10 protein-coding genes, 3 pseudogenes and 1 riboswitch are annotated in these 13,697 nt (G+C 64.6%); of the genes and pseudogenes, 12 read left to right on the top strand and 1 reads right to left on the bottom strand.

The genetic code is table 11. The features are described from left to right. Window positions 1–50 precede the first annotated feature (50 nt). A riboswitch (cobalamin riboswitch) is annotated at window positions 51–303 on the top strand. A gap of 99 nt (window positions 304–402) precedes the next feature. The 7 genes and pseudogenes from B4968_RS13135 (at window position 403) to cobJ (ending at window position 8,607) form a co-directional block, all read left to right on the top strand. Next, on the top strand, window positions 403–813 hold the full coding sequence (locus tag B4968_RS13135) for a DUF1636 family protein (RefSeq protein ID WP_083099604.1): 411 nt from the start codon (window positions 403–405) through the stop codon (window positions 811–813). A 6-nt stretch (window positions 814–819) separates the two neighbouring features. After that, entirely contained in the window at window positions 820–1,854 is a 1,035-nt protein-coding gene (gene cobW, locus B4968_RS13130) for a cobalamin biosynthesis protein CobW (RefSeq protein ID WP_083099602.1), read from the top strand. A 150-nt stretch (window positions 1,855–2,004) separates the two neighbouring features. After that, window positions 2,005–5,271: pseudogene (gene cobN / locus B4968_RS13125) on the top strand (cobaltochelatase subunit CobN). Next, window positions 5,268–6,440, top strand: a complete 1,173-nt coding sequence (gene cobG / locus B4968_RS13120) for a precorrin-3B synthase (protein WP_083099599.1) — start codon at window positions 5,268–5,270, stop codon at window positions 6,438–6,440. Before cobN ends, cobG begins: the two are co-directional and overlap by 4 nt. 1 nt (window position 6,441) lies before the next feature. Further along, on the top strand, window positions 6,442–7,071 hold the full coding sequence (locus B4968_RS13115; protein WP_083099597.1) for a precorrin-8X methylmutase: 630 nt from the start codon (window positions 6,442–6,444) through the stop codon (window positions 7,069–7,071). 2 nt (window positions 7,072–7,073) lie between these two features. Beyond that, a pseudogene (locus B4968_RS13110) lies at window positions 7,074–7,801 on the top strand (precorrin-2 C(20)-methyltransferase). Next, window positions 7,798–8,607 (top strand): precorrin-3B C(17)-methyltransferase, encoded by an 810-nt coding sequence (gene cobJ, locus B4968_RS13105; RefSeq protein WP_083099594.1) that lies wholly within the window; start codon window positions 7,798–7,800, stop codon window positions 8,605–8,607. Before B4968_RS13110 ends, cobJ begins: the two are co-directional and overlap by 4 nt. Here the strand turns inward: cobJ and B4968_RS13100 are convergent. After that, window positions 8,562–9,331, bottom strand: a pseudogene (locus B4968_RS13100) (cobalt-precorrin-6A reductase). The gene cobJ and the pseudogene B4968_RS13100 overlap by 46 nt on opposite strands. On the opposite strand from B4968_RS13100, the gene cbiE reads away from it, so the two are divergent. From cbiE to cobA, 5 genes are all read left to right on the top strand, one after another. Continuing rightward, window positions 9,330–10,541, top strand: a complete 1,212-nt coding sequence (gene cbiE, locus B4968_RS13095) for a precorrin-6y C5,15-methyltransferase (decarboxylating) subunit CbiE (RefSeq protein WP_083099592.1) — start codon at window positions 9,330–9,332, stop codon at window positions 10,539–10,541. The pseudogene B4968_RS13100 and the gene cbiE overlap by 2 nt on opposite strands. Before the next feature lie 26 nt (window positions 10,542–10,567). After that, window positions 10,568–10,945: a cobalamin biosynthesis protein gene (locus B4968_RS13090; protein ID WP_083099590.1), complete on the top strand. Its 378-nt coding sequence runs from the start codon at window positions 10,568–10,570 to the stop codon at window positions 10,943–10,945. Further along, window positions 10,942–11,736: a precorrin-4 C(11)-methyltransferase gene (gene cobM / locus B4968_RS13085; protein ID WP_083099588.1), complete on the top strand. Its 795-nt coding sequence runs from the start codon at window positions 10,942–10,944 to the stop codon at window positions 11,734–11,736. Before B4968_RS13090 ends, cobM begins: the two co-directional genes overlap by 4 nt. Next, window positions 11,729–13,102 carry a cobyrinic acid a,c-diamide synthase CobB gene (locus B4968_RS13080; RefSeq protein WP_083099586.1) on the top strand — a complete coding sequence of 458 codons (1,374 nt, stop codon included), beginning with the start codon at window positions 11,729–11,731 and terminating at the stop codon, window positions 13,100–13,102. The genes cobM and B4968_RS13080 overlap by 8 nt, the downstream gene beginning before the upstream one ends. After that, on the top strand, window positions 13,099–13,697 hold a 599-nt coding region (gene cobA / locus B4968_RS13075), incomplete at its 3' end, for a uroporphyrinogen-III C-methyltransferase (protein ID WP_083099584.1). The genes B4968_RS13080 and cobA, both read left to right, overlap by 4 nt.

Genomic DNA, 13,697 nt, shown 5'->3' with positions numbered 1-13,697 from the left:
GGGGTCACTCCTGCTGTTTGTGCAAGTCTTGACAAGGAAGGCCCCAATAGCGCAAGGGGGTTTTTGTTGGTTCCTGCAAATTGCAGGCGAAGAGGGAATGTGACAGGCTCAAACCTCCTGGGGGCTCAAACCTCCTGCAGGTACAGAGTCTCAAGCACAGCCGCCCCCGCGACCGTGACCGGAGAGGTCTCTGATGCCACTGGGCCCGTGCGCGGCACACCCGGGAAGGCAAGAGCACCGCAGACAGGCATTGGCCTGTTGAGATCCGCAAGCCGGGAGACCTGCCAACGACTGAGACAACGGGCGGACGGGGTGTTTCCGCGACTGGTTGTGGGAGTGCGCCTTTGCCCTCCCCCTGCTGGCCCAGCCCCAATCCGTCATAACGAAAGGACGCGCGCGCTGATGGCTGACGATATGGCGGAACTCCCCGCCCAAAACGCTGCAGAGGTCACCCTGACCATTTGCACCACCTGCAAACGCGAAGGCGTTGACCCCGAGGCCCCCCGCCCGGGTGCTCTGCTGATGGATGCCCTCACCGAGGCCACGCTGCCCGCTGGCGTCACTGTGCGCGGCGTCGAATGCCTGTCGGCCTGCAAACGTGGTTGCGCCATGGTGCTGACCGGCGGCGACGCGCGCTGGAGCTATGTCTACGGCGACCTCGACCCCGAGGCCCATCTCGATGACATTCTTGCGGGAGCCGCCGCCTATGCCGCCACAGCGGACGGTCTGGTGCCCTGGCGCGAACGCCCACAGGTGTTTCGCAAGCAATCCATCGCCCGCATTCCTCCGATCACACTGCCTTCCAAGGATTAAAAGCCCATGAGCGACCTCAACAAGATCCCCGTCACCGTCATCACCGGCTTTCTCGGCGCGGGCAAGACCACCCTGATCCGCCACCTGATGCAGAACCCGCAGGGCAAGCGCCTCGCCGTTCTGGTCAATGAATTTGGCACTGCCGGTGTCGATGGCGATATCCTGAAATCCTGCGCCGATGATAACTGCCCCGAGAACAACATCGTGGAACTCGCCAATGGTTGCATCTGCTGCACCGTAGCGGATGATTTCATTCCCACCATCGAGGCGCTGATGGCGCTGCCAGAACAGCCTGAACATATCCTGATCGAGACCTCCGGTCTGGCACTGCCCAAGCCGCTGCTCAAGGCGTTTGACTGGCCGGCGATTCGCTCGCGCATCACAGTTGACGGCGTCATTGCCCTTGCCGATGCCGAGGCCGTGGCCGCAGGCCAGTTCGCCCCGGATCTGGCCGCAGTCGAGGCCCAGCGCGCCGCAGATGATAGTCTGGACCACGAGACCCCGCTGTCCGAGGTTTTTGAGGATCAGATCTCCTGCGCCGACATCGTGCTCCTGTCCAAGGCGGATCTGGCCGGCGAAGAGGGTCTTGAGAAGGCCCGCAAGGTCATTGAGGCCGAAGCGCCGCGCCAGCTGCCTATCCTGCCAATGAGCGAAGGCGTAATTGATCCCCGCATCATTCTGGGCCTGAATGCCGCCGCCGAAGACGACCTTGAGGCCCGCCCCAGCCACCACGATGGCCATGACGACCACGAGCATGACGATTTCGAGAGCATTGTGGTCGAAATGGGCGAAGTCTCTGACCCCGATACGCTGCAAGCTGCCATCCTAAAGCTGGCGCGCGAGCGCAGCATTCTGCGGGTCAAAGGCTATGTCGCGGTCGAGGGAAAACCGATGCGCCTGTTGGTTCAGGCCGTGGGAGAGCGCTTGCGGGCGCAATATGACCAGCCCTGGGGTGATGCGCCGCGCCGCACCCAGCTGGTGGTCATTGCAGAGCACGACAATATCGACGGCGCCGCCATTCGCGCCGAACTGGGGGCCTGACGCCAAATGACCAGAACGAAGCGACATTCGGGTACTTCCTCCTGGCTGCAAGGCCGGGTTGCACCCGTCCCGCCCCTTATGGGGCGGGCGCTTCACGCCTTTGCCGCCGGGTCGGACGCGGCCCGCAGCACACCGCAGGAGAGCTAGCCGATGCACGTCGTCTTTCGCGAAAGCCACGGGTTGGGTGAAACCGACACGCCTCAGGATCTGGGGCAGACACCTGCCGACCTGGTGGCACTGTCGTTCTCCGACAGCGACCTTGGCGCTTTTGCGGCAGGCTGGCACCGGGCCGATGGAAAACTGCCCAGCCTGCGGCTGGCCAATCTGGTTGCGCTGAAACATCCGCTCTCGGTCGACACCTACGCCGAACAGACGCTGGAGGGTGCCAGGGGCATTCTGGTGCGGCTGATTGGGGGCGAAAGCTATTGGCCCTACGGGCTGGCCACGCTGCAGGATCTGGCGCGGCGGCGCGGCATTGCTCTTGACCTGCTGCCCGCAGATGGCCGGGAAGACCCGCGTCTTGACGCACTTTCCACCCTGCCGGTGTCCACCCTGCGCCGCCTGCAAGCGCTGTGTGATGCTGGTGGCGTTGTGGCGGCGCAGGCCGCTCTGGCACAGCTTGCGCTGGCAGCGGGGCTGTATGCCGGGCCGGTTCTGGGGTTGAAGACCACACCGTCGCATGGGTTTTACGACCCACAAACAGGAATTCTGGCAGACCTGCCTGCACAGGACAAACCACTGGTACTAGTGAGCTTTTATCGCTCTTATCTCACGGCGGCAGACACCGCACCGGTTGACGCTCTGATAACTGGCTGCGCGCCCGCGGCTATGCCGCCTATGGTGCCTTTGCCGCCAGTCTGAAATCGCCTGATACGGCCCAGTGGCTACGCGACAGGCTGCCCGTGCTGCGCCCAGCCGCCATCATCAATGCCACTGCCTTTTCCGCCCAAGGCACCGATGGCTCTGCGTCACCGCTCAACAGCACCGGCTGCCCAGTGTTTCAAGTGGCGCTCTCCACGGCCCGCAAGAAAGACTGGGCTGAGGCGGCGCGCGGCCTCTCGCCTGCGGATCTCGCCATGCATGTGGTGCTGCCCGAGGTAGACGGCCGCATTCTGACCGGGGTGATCAGCTTTAAATCACCCGGCAAGAAAGACCCGGATCTGCAATACTCCCGCTTTGCCCATCGCCCCATGCCAGACCGTATCGACGCCGCCCTTGACCGGGTTGAGGGCTGGCTGCGCCTCGCGCGTCTGCGCAATGAGCAAAAGCGCGTCGGCCTGATCCTGTCGACCTACCCCGGCAAGGCCCATAACCTTGCCCATGCGGTGGGGCTGGATGCCCTGGCCTCCTGCACCGAGATCCTGAACGAGCTCAGCGCGCAGGGCTATGAGGCCTCGCCCCAGGCAAATCTCGGGCTGGGCAATCTCGGGCTGCGGCTGGCAAATGAGACCCTGAGCTTTCCGCTAACCCAATACAACACCGCTCTGGCGGAACTCCCAGAGGCGCTGCGCTCCACACTGACAGCAGCCTGGGGCGCACCAGAGGAAGACCCGGATTGCCGCGACGGGGCCTTTCACTTCAAGGCTCTGCAGGCTGGCAAGGCGCTGATCGCTTTGCAGCCCGAGCGCGGCGATGTGCAGACCCGGGTTGAGGACTACCACGATCTGGACCGTACGCCGCGCCATGCCTATGTCGCCTTTTATCTCTGGCTGCGCCAGCAGGTTGACGCGCTGGTTCATGTCGGTGCCCATGGCACGCTCGAATGGTTGCCCGGCAAGGCTGTGGCCCTTTCCGATGAATGCTGGCCCGAAGCCCTAACCGGCTCGCTGCCGGTGGCCTATCCCTTTATTGTCAATGACCCCGGAGAGGCCGCCCAGGCCAAACGCCGCATCGGCGCCGTCACCCTGGGCCACCTGCCGCCGCCGCTGGCGCAGACCAGCCTGCCCGAGGGCATGGCGCGGCTGGAAAGCCTGCTGGACGAATACTCCACCGCCGACGGGTTGGACCCGGCCCGTCGTGACCGCCTGATTGATGACATCCGCGCCGAGGCGCAGGGCACCGGTGTTGAGGCCGATCTGGGTCTCACGGCCGAGGCCTCAGCCGCCGAGGCGATCACCCGCATCGATGCCTTTGTCTGCGACATCAAGGAGAGCCAATATGGCGAAGGCTTGCATATCTTTGGCACCGGCGATTTTGGCGCAGAAGAGCGCGGCGGGCTGATTGCGGCCCTCAATGGTCAGATGGTTGCCCCCGGCCCTTCCGGCTCTCCCTATCGTGGCCGCAGTGATGTTTTGCCCACCGGGCGCAACCTCTTTACCACCGATCCACGTTCGGTGCCGTCACGGGCGGCGCAGGCGCAGGGGGTCAAGCTGGCGGAAGGGCTGCTGCGCCGCCACCTGCAGGACCACGGCGACTGGCCACAGGGGCTGGTGATTGATCTCTGGGGCTCGGCCACCATGCGCACGGCTGGCGAAGAATTTGCTATGGCGCTGCATCTTGCCGGGCTGGCCCCTAAATGGGACAAAGAGTCCAGCCGCGTCTGCGGCTTTGAAGTGCTGCCACTCAGCCTGCTTGGCCGTCCGCGCATTGATGTCACACTGCGGGTCTCTGGTCTGTTTCGCGATGTCTTCCCCGGTTTGGCCCAGATGCTTGGAGGCCGCAGCAGCAGCGCTTTCTGATCGCGAAGAAAGCACATCCGACAATCCCTATCTTGCACGCACGCCGCGTGTGTTTGGGCCCAAGCCGGGCCAATACGGCCTCTCCATGGGCGCCCATATCGAAGATTACAGCGAAGACGCCCGCGCCGCAGCCGGCGAGGCCTGGATTACCGCATCCTCCCATGCAATTGACGCCCAAGGGGACATATCCGAGGCCCGCGTCGCGCTCGAAGAGCGTCTGAGGGGGGCCGACAGTTTTGTCCACCTGCAGGACCTGCCAGAAACCGATGTTCTCATTGCCTCGGACTATGCCGCCCATGAGGCAGGATTTGCCGCTGCCATGTCCCGAATCGGCGCGGCTGCTCCCGCATTGTATCATCTGGATGCCACCCGGCCGGATCGCCCCCAGGCGCGCTCATTGGGTGAAGAGATTGCCCGCGTCACCCGCGCCCGTGCCAGCAATCCGGACTGGGCCACCTCGATGATGCAACACGGCTTTCGCGGCGGCGCCGAAATCGCAGCCACGCTGGACCACATGGCCGCGTTTGCCCATCTGGCGCAGGTGGTCCCGGCGCATCTGTTTGATCTGTATTTCGAGGCCACACTGGGCCGTGAGGATCTGGTTGCCTTTATGGAGGTGGAAAACCCGGCCGCGCTGCAGGCCATGCGAGACCGGTTTCGCGCCCTGGCGGAGGCAGGTCTCTGGGCGACGCGGCGCAATTCGATCATAGCTATGCTGGATCTCGAGGGTGCGGCATGACAGGCGGTACAGATGCGACAGTGCCAAAAATCTATGGCTGGTGCCCCGGCGCTCTGCGTCCGATGATGTCAGGAGATGGGCTGGTGGTGCGTATTCGCGCCCCCCTGGGGCGTCTGAGTTCTCAGCAGGCGCGGGCCATTGCGGCACTGTCGCTGAAACATGGCAATGGTCTCATTGACCTTTCAGCCCGCGCAAACCTGCAACTGCGGGGTGTCAGGGAAAGTGACTTGCGCGATCTTATCGCTGCCTTGCAAGACTTGGGGCTGGTTGAACAAGAGGCCACAGCCGAGGCCCGGCGCAACGCGCTTGTTACCCCTTTTTGGCAGCCAAATGATACAAGCCACGCGATTGCCGTCGACCTTAACGCGGCGCTGACTGAGGCCACCGATCTGGTTTTGCCGGGGAAATTCGGCTTTGCGGTCGACTGTGGTATCCCACTACAGCTGCAAAACACGGCTGCCGATATTCGCCTTGAGCGCAGTGGCGCAGATCTCCTGCTGGTCGCGGATGGCGCACAAACAGGCCTGCCGGTGCAGGCCGCGCATGCAGTCGAAGAAGCCATAGCGCTTGCCCGCTGGTTTCTCGACCAGGGGGGAGCGCCCGAGGGTCGTGGCAGGATGCGGCCGCTGATTGCGCGCCGGGGGCCACCGCCTGCGCATGTCGCCGCCCGGGCGACCCCCACGCCACAGCAAGGTTTGGGGCCCACGGCCATCGGACGGCTCGTGGCACTGGAATTTGGCCAGATCAGCGCCCATGACTTTGATATGCTGGCTCAGCTCGGCCCGCTGCGCCTCACTCCCTGGCGTATGCTTTTGGTTGAGGGGGTACAGGACATTGCCGCGCAGCCCGGCCTGATCCTTGCCGCCACCGATCCGCGCCTGCAAGTGCGCGCCTGCACCGGCGCACCCGGCTGCCTGCAGGCGCTCTCTTCGACCCGCGATCTGGCCCGCGATCTGGCACCCTTTGTGCCCGAGGGCGCGCTGCTACACGTTTCGGGCTGGGCCAAGGGCTGCGCCCATCCCGGACCTGCCGCACTGGTGCTCACGGCCACTGCCCCCGACACATTTGATCTGATCCACCATGGCAAGGCCGCGGATCAGCCGTTAAGAGAAACCCTGAGTGCCAGCGCCCTGCGCGCCGCGCCGACAATTTTGACAGAGGGCAGCTGACATGCTCCACAGCTATGAAACCAACGGCGCGGCTATCTATGCCGAAAGCTTTGCCACCATCCGCGCCGAGGCTGACCTCGCGCGGTTCAGCAAGGATGAGGAAAGCGTCGCCGTGCGTATGATCCATGCCGCTGGCATGGTCGGCCTCGAAGAGCACATCCGCTTTTCCCCCGATATGGCAAAAACCGCCCGCGCCGCCCTCGCCGCAGGGGCTCCCATCCTGTGCGATGCGCATATGGTGAGCGAAGGCATCACCCGGCCGCGACTCTCCGCCAACAACCAGGTGATCTGCACCCTGCGCGATGCCCGCGTCCCCGACATGGCCAAGGAAATGGGCAATACCCGCTCGGCCGCAGCGCTTGAGCTGTGGCGACCCAACCTGGCGGGCGCGGTTGTTGCTATCGGCAATGCCCCCCCCGCGCTGTTTCACCTGCCCAACATGCTGCAGGATCCCAGCGGCCCCCGCCCCGCCGCCATCATCGGCTGCCCGGTCGGTTTTGTCGGCGCGATGGAATCCAAAGAGGCCCTGATGCAGGATCTGCCGGTTCCGGCAATGATCGTCAAAGGCCGCTTAGGCGGCTCTGCAATCACCGTGGCCGCGGTCAACGCCCTTGCCAGCTGGACAGAATGATCATGGTCCCGGCAAAAGGCAAAGTCATCTGTGCGGGCCTCGGCCCCGGCGACCCCGAGCTGATGAGCGTCAAATCCTGGCGTGCCCTGAAAAGCGCGAAACACGTGGCCTATTTCCGCAAGGAAGGCCGCCAAGGTCAGGCCCGTACACTGGTTGACGGGCTGCTGGCAGAGGGCGTTATTGAGCACGCAATTGAATACCCGGTGACCACCGAGATCCACTTCTCTGACCCCGAATACAACCGTATCCTGGCAGCGTTCTATGACCGCTGGGCCGACACGCTTGCCCAGATCGCCCAAAGCGAAGACGTCGTGGTGCTCTGCGAAGGGGATCCCTTTCTTTATGGATCCTACATGCACCTCTACACCCGCCTGCAGGGCCGGGTCGCGCAAGAGATCATCCCCGGCATCACCGGCATGTCCGGCTGCTGGACCGTCTCTGGCCAGCCCATTACCTGGGGCGATGAGGTGCTCACGGTGGCCCTGGCCACCCTCAGCGAAGACGAGCTGACCCGGCGCATTCGCGACACTGACGCGCTGGTGGTGATGAAAATCGGCCGCAACCTGCCAAAACTGCGCCGCGCCCTTGAAAGCGCCGGCAGGCTGCAAGACGCCTGGCTGGTGGAACGCGGCACCATGCCGGGGCAAACAGTGCAAAAGCTCACCGAGGTTACAGGCGAAGTGCCGTATTTCTCGATCGTTCTGGTGACGGACAGGGGCGCAGGCCATGACAAAAGACACCGCAGCAGGCTGGGTGAAAATTGTCGGCCTTGGCCCCGGCAACGAGGCCATGGTGACGGCCCAGGTGCAGGAGGTCATCGCCGAAGCCACGGATATTGTCGGCTATATCCCCTATGTGAAACGCATCCCCGAACGCCCTGGCCTGACCCTGCATGCGACGGATAACCGGGTCGAGGTCGAACGCGCGCGCCATGCGCTACAGATGGCGGCGGCAGGCAAGCGCGTCGCGGTGGTCTCCTCGGGTGATCCCGGTGTTTTTGCTATGGCTTCGGCTGTGTTTGAAGCGCTTGAGCTGGGGCCAGAGGCCTGGCTGGCGCTGGACATTCAGGTGCTGCCCGGCATCACCGCGATGCTGGCGGCCTCAGCCCGGATCGGCGCCCCCATGGGGCATGACTTTGCCGCCATCAACCTCAGCGACAATCTGAAACCCTGGAGCCTGATTGAAAAACGACTGCGCCTTGCCGGCGAGGCGGGCTTTGCCATGGGGTTTTACAATCCGCGTTCAAAATCACGGCCGCATCAGTTTGCCCGCGCGCTGGAAATCCTGCGCGAGGCCTGCGGTGGTGAGACGCTGATCTCCTTTGCCCGTGATGTCTCGAAACCCGGCGAGACCATCACCACCGTCCCCCTAAACGAGGCCCGTCCTGAGATGGCGGATATGCGCACCGTGGTCATCGTTGGCAACAAAGACACCCGCCGGGTCGGCCGCCACGTCTACACGCCGCGCTACGCGCCGGACTGCACACCGGATTACGTCTCAGACACGGCCGCTGACACTGTCTCAGGCGACGTATGAGACACCCAGGCCAAAACCTCAGCCAGATCGCCAACCACCAACCGGGTCGGCAGGTCTGGCCTGCCGATCATCACCACCGGCAGGTCCAGCTCACGCGCGGCAGCAAGCTTGGCCATGGCACCGGTGCCACCGGCGTTTTTGGCCACCACATGAGTGATCCCATGGCGCTGCAGCAGTTCGAGATCGCCACCAGATCAAACGCCCCGCGCGCCAGCTCAATCGCACAGTCGGGCAGCGGCCACTCCGCCTGGGGCGCATCCACCAGCCGCAACAGGTAGTGATGCTGGGGTTTACGAGCAAACGCCGCAAGGGTCTGCTTGCCAATGGCAAGAAACACCCGGGCTGGCCTATCCGGCAGCGCCGCAACCGCGCCTGCGATATCCTCGATATGGATCCACCTGTCGCCGTCGACTGCCTGCCAGGCCGGGCGCTCAAAGGCGCAGAGCGGCACATTGGCCTCACTACAGCCGACAATCGCATTGCGGCTCATCTGGGCGGCAAAAGGATGGGTAGCATCCACCACATGGCTGATGCCTTCGGCCCGCAGATAGCTGGCAAAGCCCTCGGGCCCGCCAAAACCTCCCACCCGCGTGGGCAGGGGTTGCGGCACAGGGTTCTGCGTGCGCCCCGCGTAGGAGAACAGCGCATCGGCACCGGCCTGGGCCAAGTGCGCCGCCAGTCTCGAGGCCTCACTGGTGCCGCCCAAAAGGAGGATTCGCGTCATGTCTGATCCTGTCTTTAAAGAGGCAGGCGCACCCTGGCTCACGGTGATTGGTCTGGGCGAAGATGGACTGACTGGCCTTACGGAGGCAAGCCGCAAAGCGCTGCAGCAAGCCAAAGTCATCTTTGGCGGCCCGCGTCATCTGGAGCTGGGCGCCGCCGGGGACAGGGGCCGAGCCTGGCCTGTGCCCTTTTCCACCGCGCCGGTGCTGGCGCTGCGGGGCCAGCCTGTGGTGGTTCTGGCCTCGGGAGACCCCTTTTGGTTCGGCGCAGGTGGCGCACTGGCGCGCGATCTGTCTGCCGAGGACTGGACCTCTCATCCAGCCCCCTCGGTGTTTTCACTGGCCGCCAATACTCTGCACTGGAAACTAGAGGAAACCCTCTGCCTTGGCCTGCACGCCGCACCCTTTGAACAGATGCTGCCGCTGTTGGCGCCAGATCGTCGCATCCTCTGCACCCTGCGTGATGGGGACGCGCCGACAGAGCTGGCGCAGTGGCTGAACGCGCAGGGGTTTGGCGCCTCCACCCTGACCGTGATGGAACGCCTTGGCGGAGCGCTGCAGCGGATCCGCAGGGCGCGGGCCGACAGTTTTGATCTCGACGAGATCCAGGCCCCTGTGGCCCTCGCGATTGAGCCTGCCGGTCGCAAAGGCCTGCCACAGGCCGCGGGCCTCGCGGATGAACATTTCCTCAGCGACGGGCAAATCACCAAGCGGCCCATCCGTGCGCTGACCCTCTCGGCCCTGGCGCCGCGCGCCAATGAGCTGCTTTGGGATATCGGCGGCGGCTCGGGCTCGATCTCGACCGAGTGGTGCCTGGCGGCTGCGGGCGCGCGCGCCGTGAGCTTTGACCCCCGCGCCAGCCGTCTGGACAATATCCGCGCCAATGCCGCCCGTTTTGGCCTGTCGCACCGGATGGCAGGCGTGTTGGGCAAGGCGCCCGAGGTGCTGACCGGATATGAGCTGCCCGATTGTGTCTTTATCGGCGGCGGCGGATCCCAAGCGCTGCTGGATCATCTGTGGATGCTGCTGCCGCCCGGCACCCGGCTGGTGGCCAATGGGGTAACGCTTGAGACCGAGACCCTGTTGATGCAGGCCCATGCCCAGCGCGGAGGCCAGCTGTTGAAAGTCGAGATCGCCGAGGCCGGCCCTCTGGGAACCATGCGCGACTGGCAGCGGGCCCGCCCTGTCATCCAGTGGAGTGTCACCCGATGAGAGTTGCAGGGGTGAGCGTTGCAGGGATGAGAGTTGCGGGACTGGGCTTTCGCACCAGTGCCAGTCTGGCGGATCTGCGCGCAGCACTCGCCCTGACAGGGGCACGCCCGGATGCGCTGGCGTCAACCAGCACAAAGGCTTTGGCCCCCGTCCTGAAACAGCTGGCCCACGAGATGGGGCTGCCTCTTTTGGTCCTTGAAGAGAGCGAAATCGCAGGTGAGCAGACCCTCACCTGCTCGCCCCGGATCAAGGCCCGGTTTGGCACCGGCTCTCTCGCCGAAGCCTGCGCATTGGTGGCCGCCCGCACTGGCCCCCCCGGTGCCCGCTCCCGCCTGATCACCCCCCGAGTTGTCACCGCGGATGGCCAGGCCACCGCGGCTATTGCAGAAAGACTTGAGCCATGACCGTTCACTTCATGGGCGCCGGCCCCGGTGCTGCCGACCTCATCACCCTGCGCGGGCGCGATCTGATCGCCGCCTGCCCGACCTGCCTCTATGCGGGCTCTCTGGTGCCCGAAGCACTGCTGCAGCACTGCCCAAAAGACGCCAGGGTGATCAACACAGCTTCGCTGTCGCTGGATGAGATCATGGCCCATATCAAAGAGGCCCATGACGCCGGGCACGACATTGCCCGGCTGCACTCTGGTGACCTGTCGGTCTGGTCCGCCCTGGGAGAGCAGCTGCGCCGCCTGCGCGCCCTGGAGATCCCCTATGATGTCACCCCGGGTGTGCCCGCCTTTGCCGCCGCCGCTGCAGCCCTTGGCGCGGAGCTGACCCTGCCTGGCGTGGCGCAATCGCTGGTGCTGACCCGCACCTCCGGCAAGGCCTCGGCAATGCCCGAGGGTGAAACGCTGGAGAATTTTGCCCGCACAGGGGCGACGCTGGCCATTCACCTGTCGGTGCATGTGCTGGAAAATGTGATCGCGCGGCTGACGCCCAGCTACGGCGCCGACTGCCCAGTTGCTGTGGTCTGGCGCGCCACCTGGCCGGATCAAAAGGTGGTCAAGGCAACCCTTGGCACCCTCGAAGAGGCCACAGGCGGGATGCGCGGCCGCACCGCTCTGATCCTGGTGGGCCCTGCCCTTGGCAACGACGACTTTGACGAGAGCTGTCTTTACGCGCAGGATTATGATCGCCGCTACCGGCCGCAAAGCGCCGACAGCAAATGGGCAGACTGGAGCGAAGCAGATGAGTGATCCCTTTCCACAAGGCTACCCTCCGGGGCTGATGATTTCCGCACCGGCCTCTGGCACCGGCAAGACCACAGTCATGCTGGGCCTGCTGCGCGCCCTCGCCGAGGACGGCCTTAAGGTGCAGCCCTACAAAAGCGGGCCTGACTATATCGACCCCGCCTTTCACTTTGCCGCCGCAAAGCGCCCCAGCTTTAACCTCGACACCTGGGCGATGGACGCAACTCTGCTCGCGGCGATCGCAGGCCAGGCATCGGGCGCAGAAATCTGCATTGGCGAAGGCTCAATGGGGCTGTTTGACGGCGTCGCCACCCGAGGCCAGTCCGGTTTTGGCTCTTCGGCTGAGACCGCCAAGCGCATGGGCTGGCCCGTGGTGCTGGTGATCGATGTGGGTGGTCAGGCACAGTCGGCGGCCGCCACAGCACTGGGGTTCAAAAGCTACGACCCCGAGGTGCCCTTTGCCGGGGTGATCCTGAACCGTGTGGCCAGCCCACGCCACGAGCGGCTGACCCGGCTGGGGATGGAGCGCGCTGGCGTCAAGGTTCTGGGCGCGCTGCCGCGGCGTGGCGACCTTGCCCTGCCGGAGCGCCACCTGGGCCTGATCCAGGCGGTAGAGCACCCGGATCTGGAGGCCGCGAATCAGGGCTATGGCACCTTCCTGCGCGACCACGTCGACCTTGAGGCGATCAAAGCCGCCGCCATGGGGACTGTCGGCACTGCGGGCACTGCGCCACAGGCGCTGCCAAAACCGCCCGCCCAGCGCATAGCCCTGGCACGCGATGCTGCTTTTTCATTCACCTATCCGCATTTGTTGACCGGCTGGCGGGCGGCAGGCGCTGAGATCCTGCCATTTTCGCCGCTGGCAGATGAGGCTCCGGCATCGGATGCCGATCTGGTCTGGTTGCCCGGAGGCTATCCGGAACTGCACGGTGCCACCCTTGCCAGTGCCGAGACCTTCCGTAGGGGCTTGCGCAAACATGCCGAGACCAGGCCCGTGCATGGCGAATGCGGCGGCTACATGGCCCTGGGCGAAGCCCTGATCGACAAAGAGGGCACGCGCCACCAGATGGCGGGGCTGCTTGGACTGGTGACCTCTTATGAAAAGCGCAAGTTCCACCTAGGCTATCGTCGCGCGGTGCTGCAGGCGCAGATGCCCGGCTTTGGCGCCGGGGCTGCGCTGCGCGGGCACGAGTTCCATTATTCCACCATTCTGGATGAGCCCGACGCGCCGCTGGCGCAGGTAATGGATGCCGATGGCAACCCGGTGCCGGAAACCGGCTCGATCAAGGGGCATGTTACCGGCACCTTTTTCCATCTCATCACCGGTGAGAAGGCCGAATCAAAGGCCAGTGAAGAGGCCAGTGCGGCATGAGCGGCTTTGTCAGTTTTGTCTCCTCCGGTCCGGGTGATCCCGAACTGCTGACCGTAAAGGCGGTGAACCGGTTACAGGCCGCGGATGCGGTGCTGTTTGATGATCTTTCCTCCGGTCCCATTCTCACCCATGCCCGCGCAGATGCAGATCTGGTGGGGGTGGGCAAACGTGCCGGGCGCCCCTCCCCCAAGCAGGACCATGTCAGCCAGTTGCTGGTGGAATACGCCCAAAGCGGCCTCAGGGTGGTGCGGCTCAAATCCGGCGACTCTGGGGTCTTTGGCCGCTTGGAGGAAGAAATCAGCGCCCTGCGTGCCGCCCAAATTCCGTTTGAGATCGTGCCCGGCGTCACAGCGGCCTCGGCCGCGGCGGCGGCGGCAAATATCCCGCTGACCCGGCGGCTGACGGCGCGGCGGATGCAGTTCATCACCGGCCATGACGTCACAGGCGGGCTGCCCGACAGCCTCAATATGGCGGCGTTGGCCGATCCCGAGGCCACAACCGTGGTCTATATGGGCAAGCGCACCTTTGCCGCGCTGGCGGAAAAGCTGATTGAGGCAGGCCTGCCGCCTGAAACCCACGCGCTGATTGCTCTTGG

This window comes from Pseudophaeobacter leonis, from assembly GCF_002087335.1.
In the GTDB taxonomy this organism is placed as follows: Bacteria; Pseudomonadota; Alphaproteobacteria; order Rhodobacterales; family Rhodobacteraceae; genus Pseudophaeobacter; species Pseudophaeobacter leonis.
Note: the sequence above shows the minus strand (reverse complement) of the source record. Positions and strands in the feature narration are given on the sequence as shown.

Bases quoted from the DNA above. Each gene is read 5' to 3' on its own strand.
- B4968_RS13135 (WP_083099604.1), top strand. From the start codon at position 403: ATGGCTGACGATATGGCGGAACTCCCCGCCCAAAACGCTGCAGAGGTC.
- cobW (WP_083099602.1), top strand. From the start codon at position 820: ATGAGCGACCTCAACAAGATCCCCGTCACCGTCATCACCGGCTTTCTC.
- cobG (WP_083099599.1), top strand. From the start codon at position 5,268: ATGACAGGCGGTACAGATGCGACAGTGCCAAAAATCTATGGCTGGTGC.
- B4968_RS13115 (WP_083099597.1), top strand. From the start codon at position 6,442: ATGCTCCACAGCTATGAAACCAACGGCGCGGCTATCTATGCCGAAAGC.
- cobJ (WP_083099594.1), top strand. From the start codon at position 7,798: ATGACAAAAGACACCGCAGCAGGCTGGGTGAAAATTGTCGGCCTTGGC.
- cbiE (WP_083099592.1), top strand. From the start codon at position 9,330: ATGTCTGATCCTGTCTTTAAAGAGGCAGGCGCACCCTGGCTCACGGTG.
- B4968_RS13090 (WP_083099590.1), top strand. From the start codon at position 10,568: ATGAGAGTTGCGGGACTGGGCTTTCGCACCAGTGCCAGTCTGGCGGAT.
- cobM (WP_083099588.1), top strand. From the start codon at position 10,942: ATGACCGTTCACTTCATGGGCGCCGGCCCCGGTGCTGCCGACCTCATC.
- B4968_RS13080 (WP_083099586.1), top strand. From the start codon at position 11,729: ATGAGTGATCCCTTTCCACAAGGCTACCCTCCGGGGCTGATGATTTCC.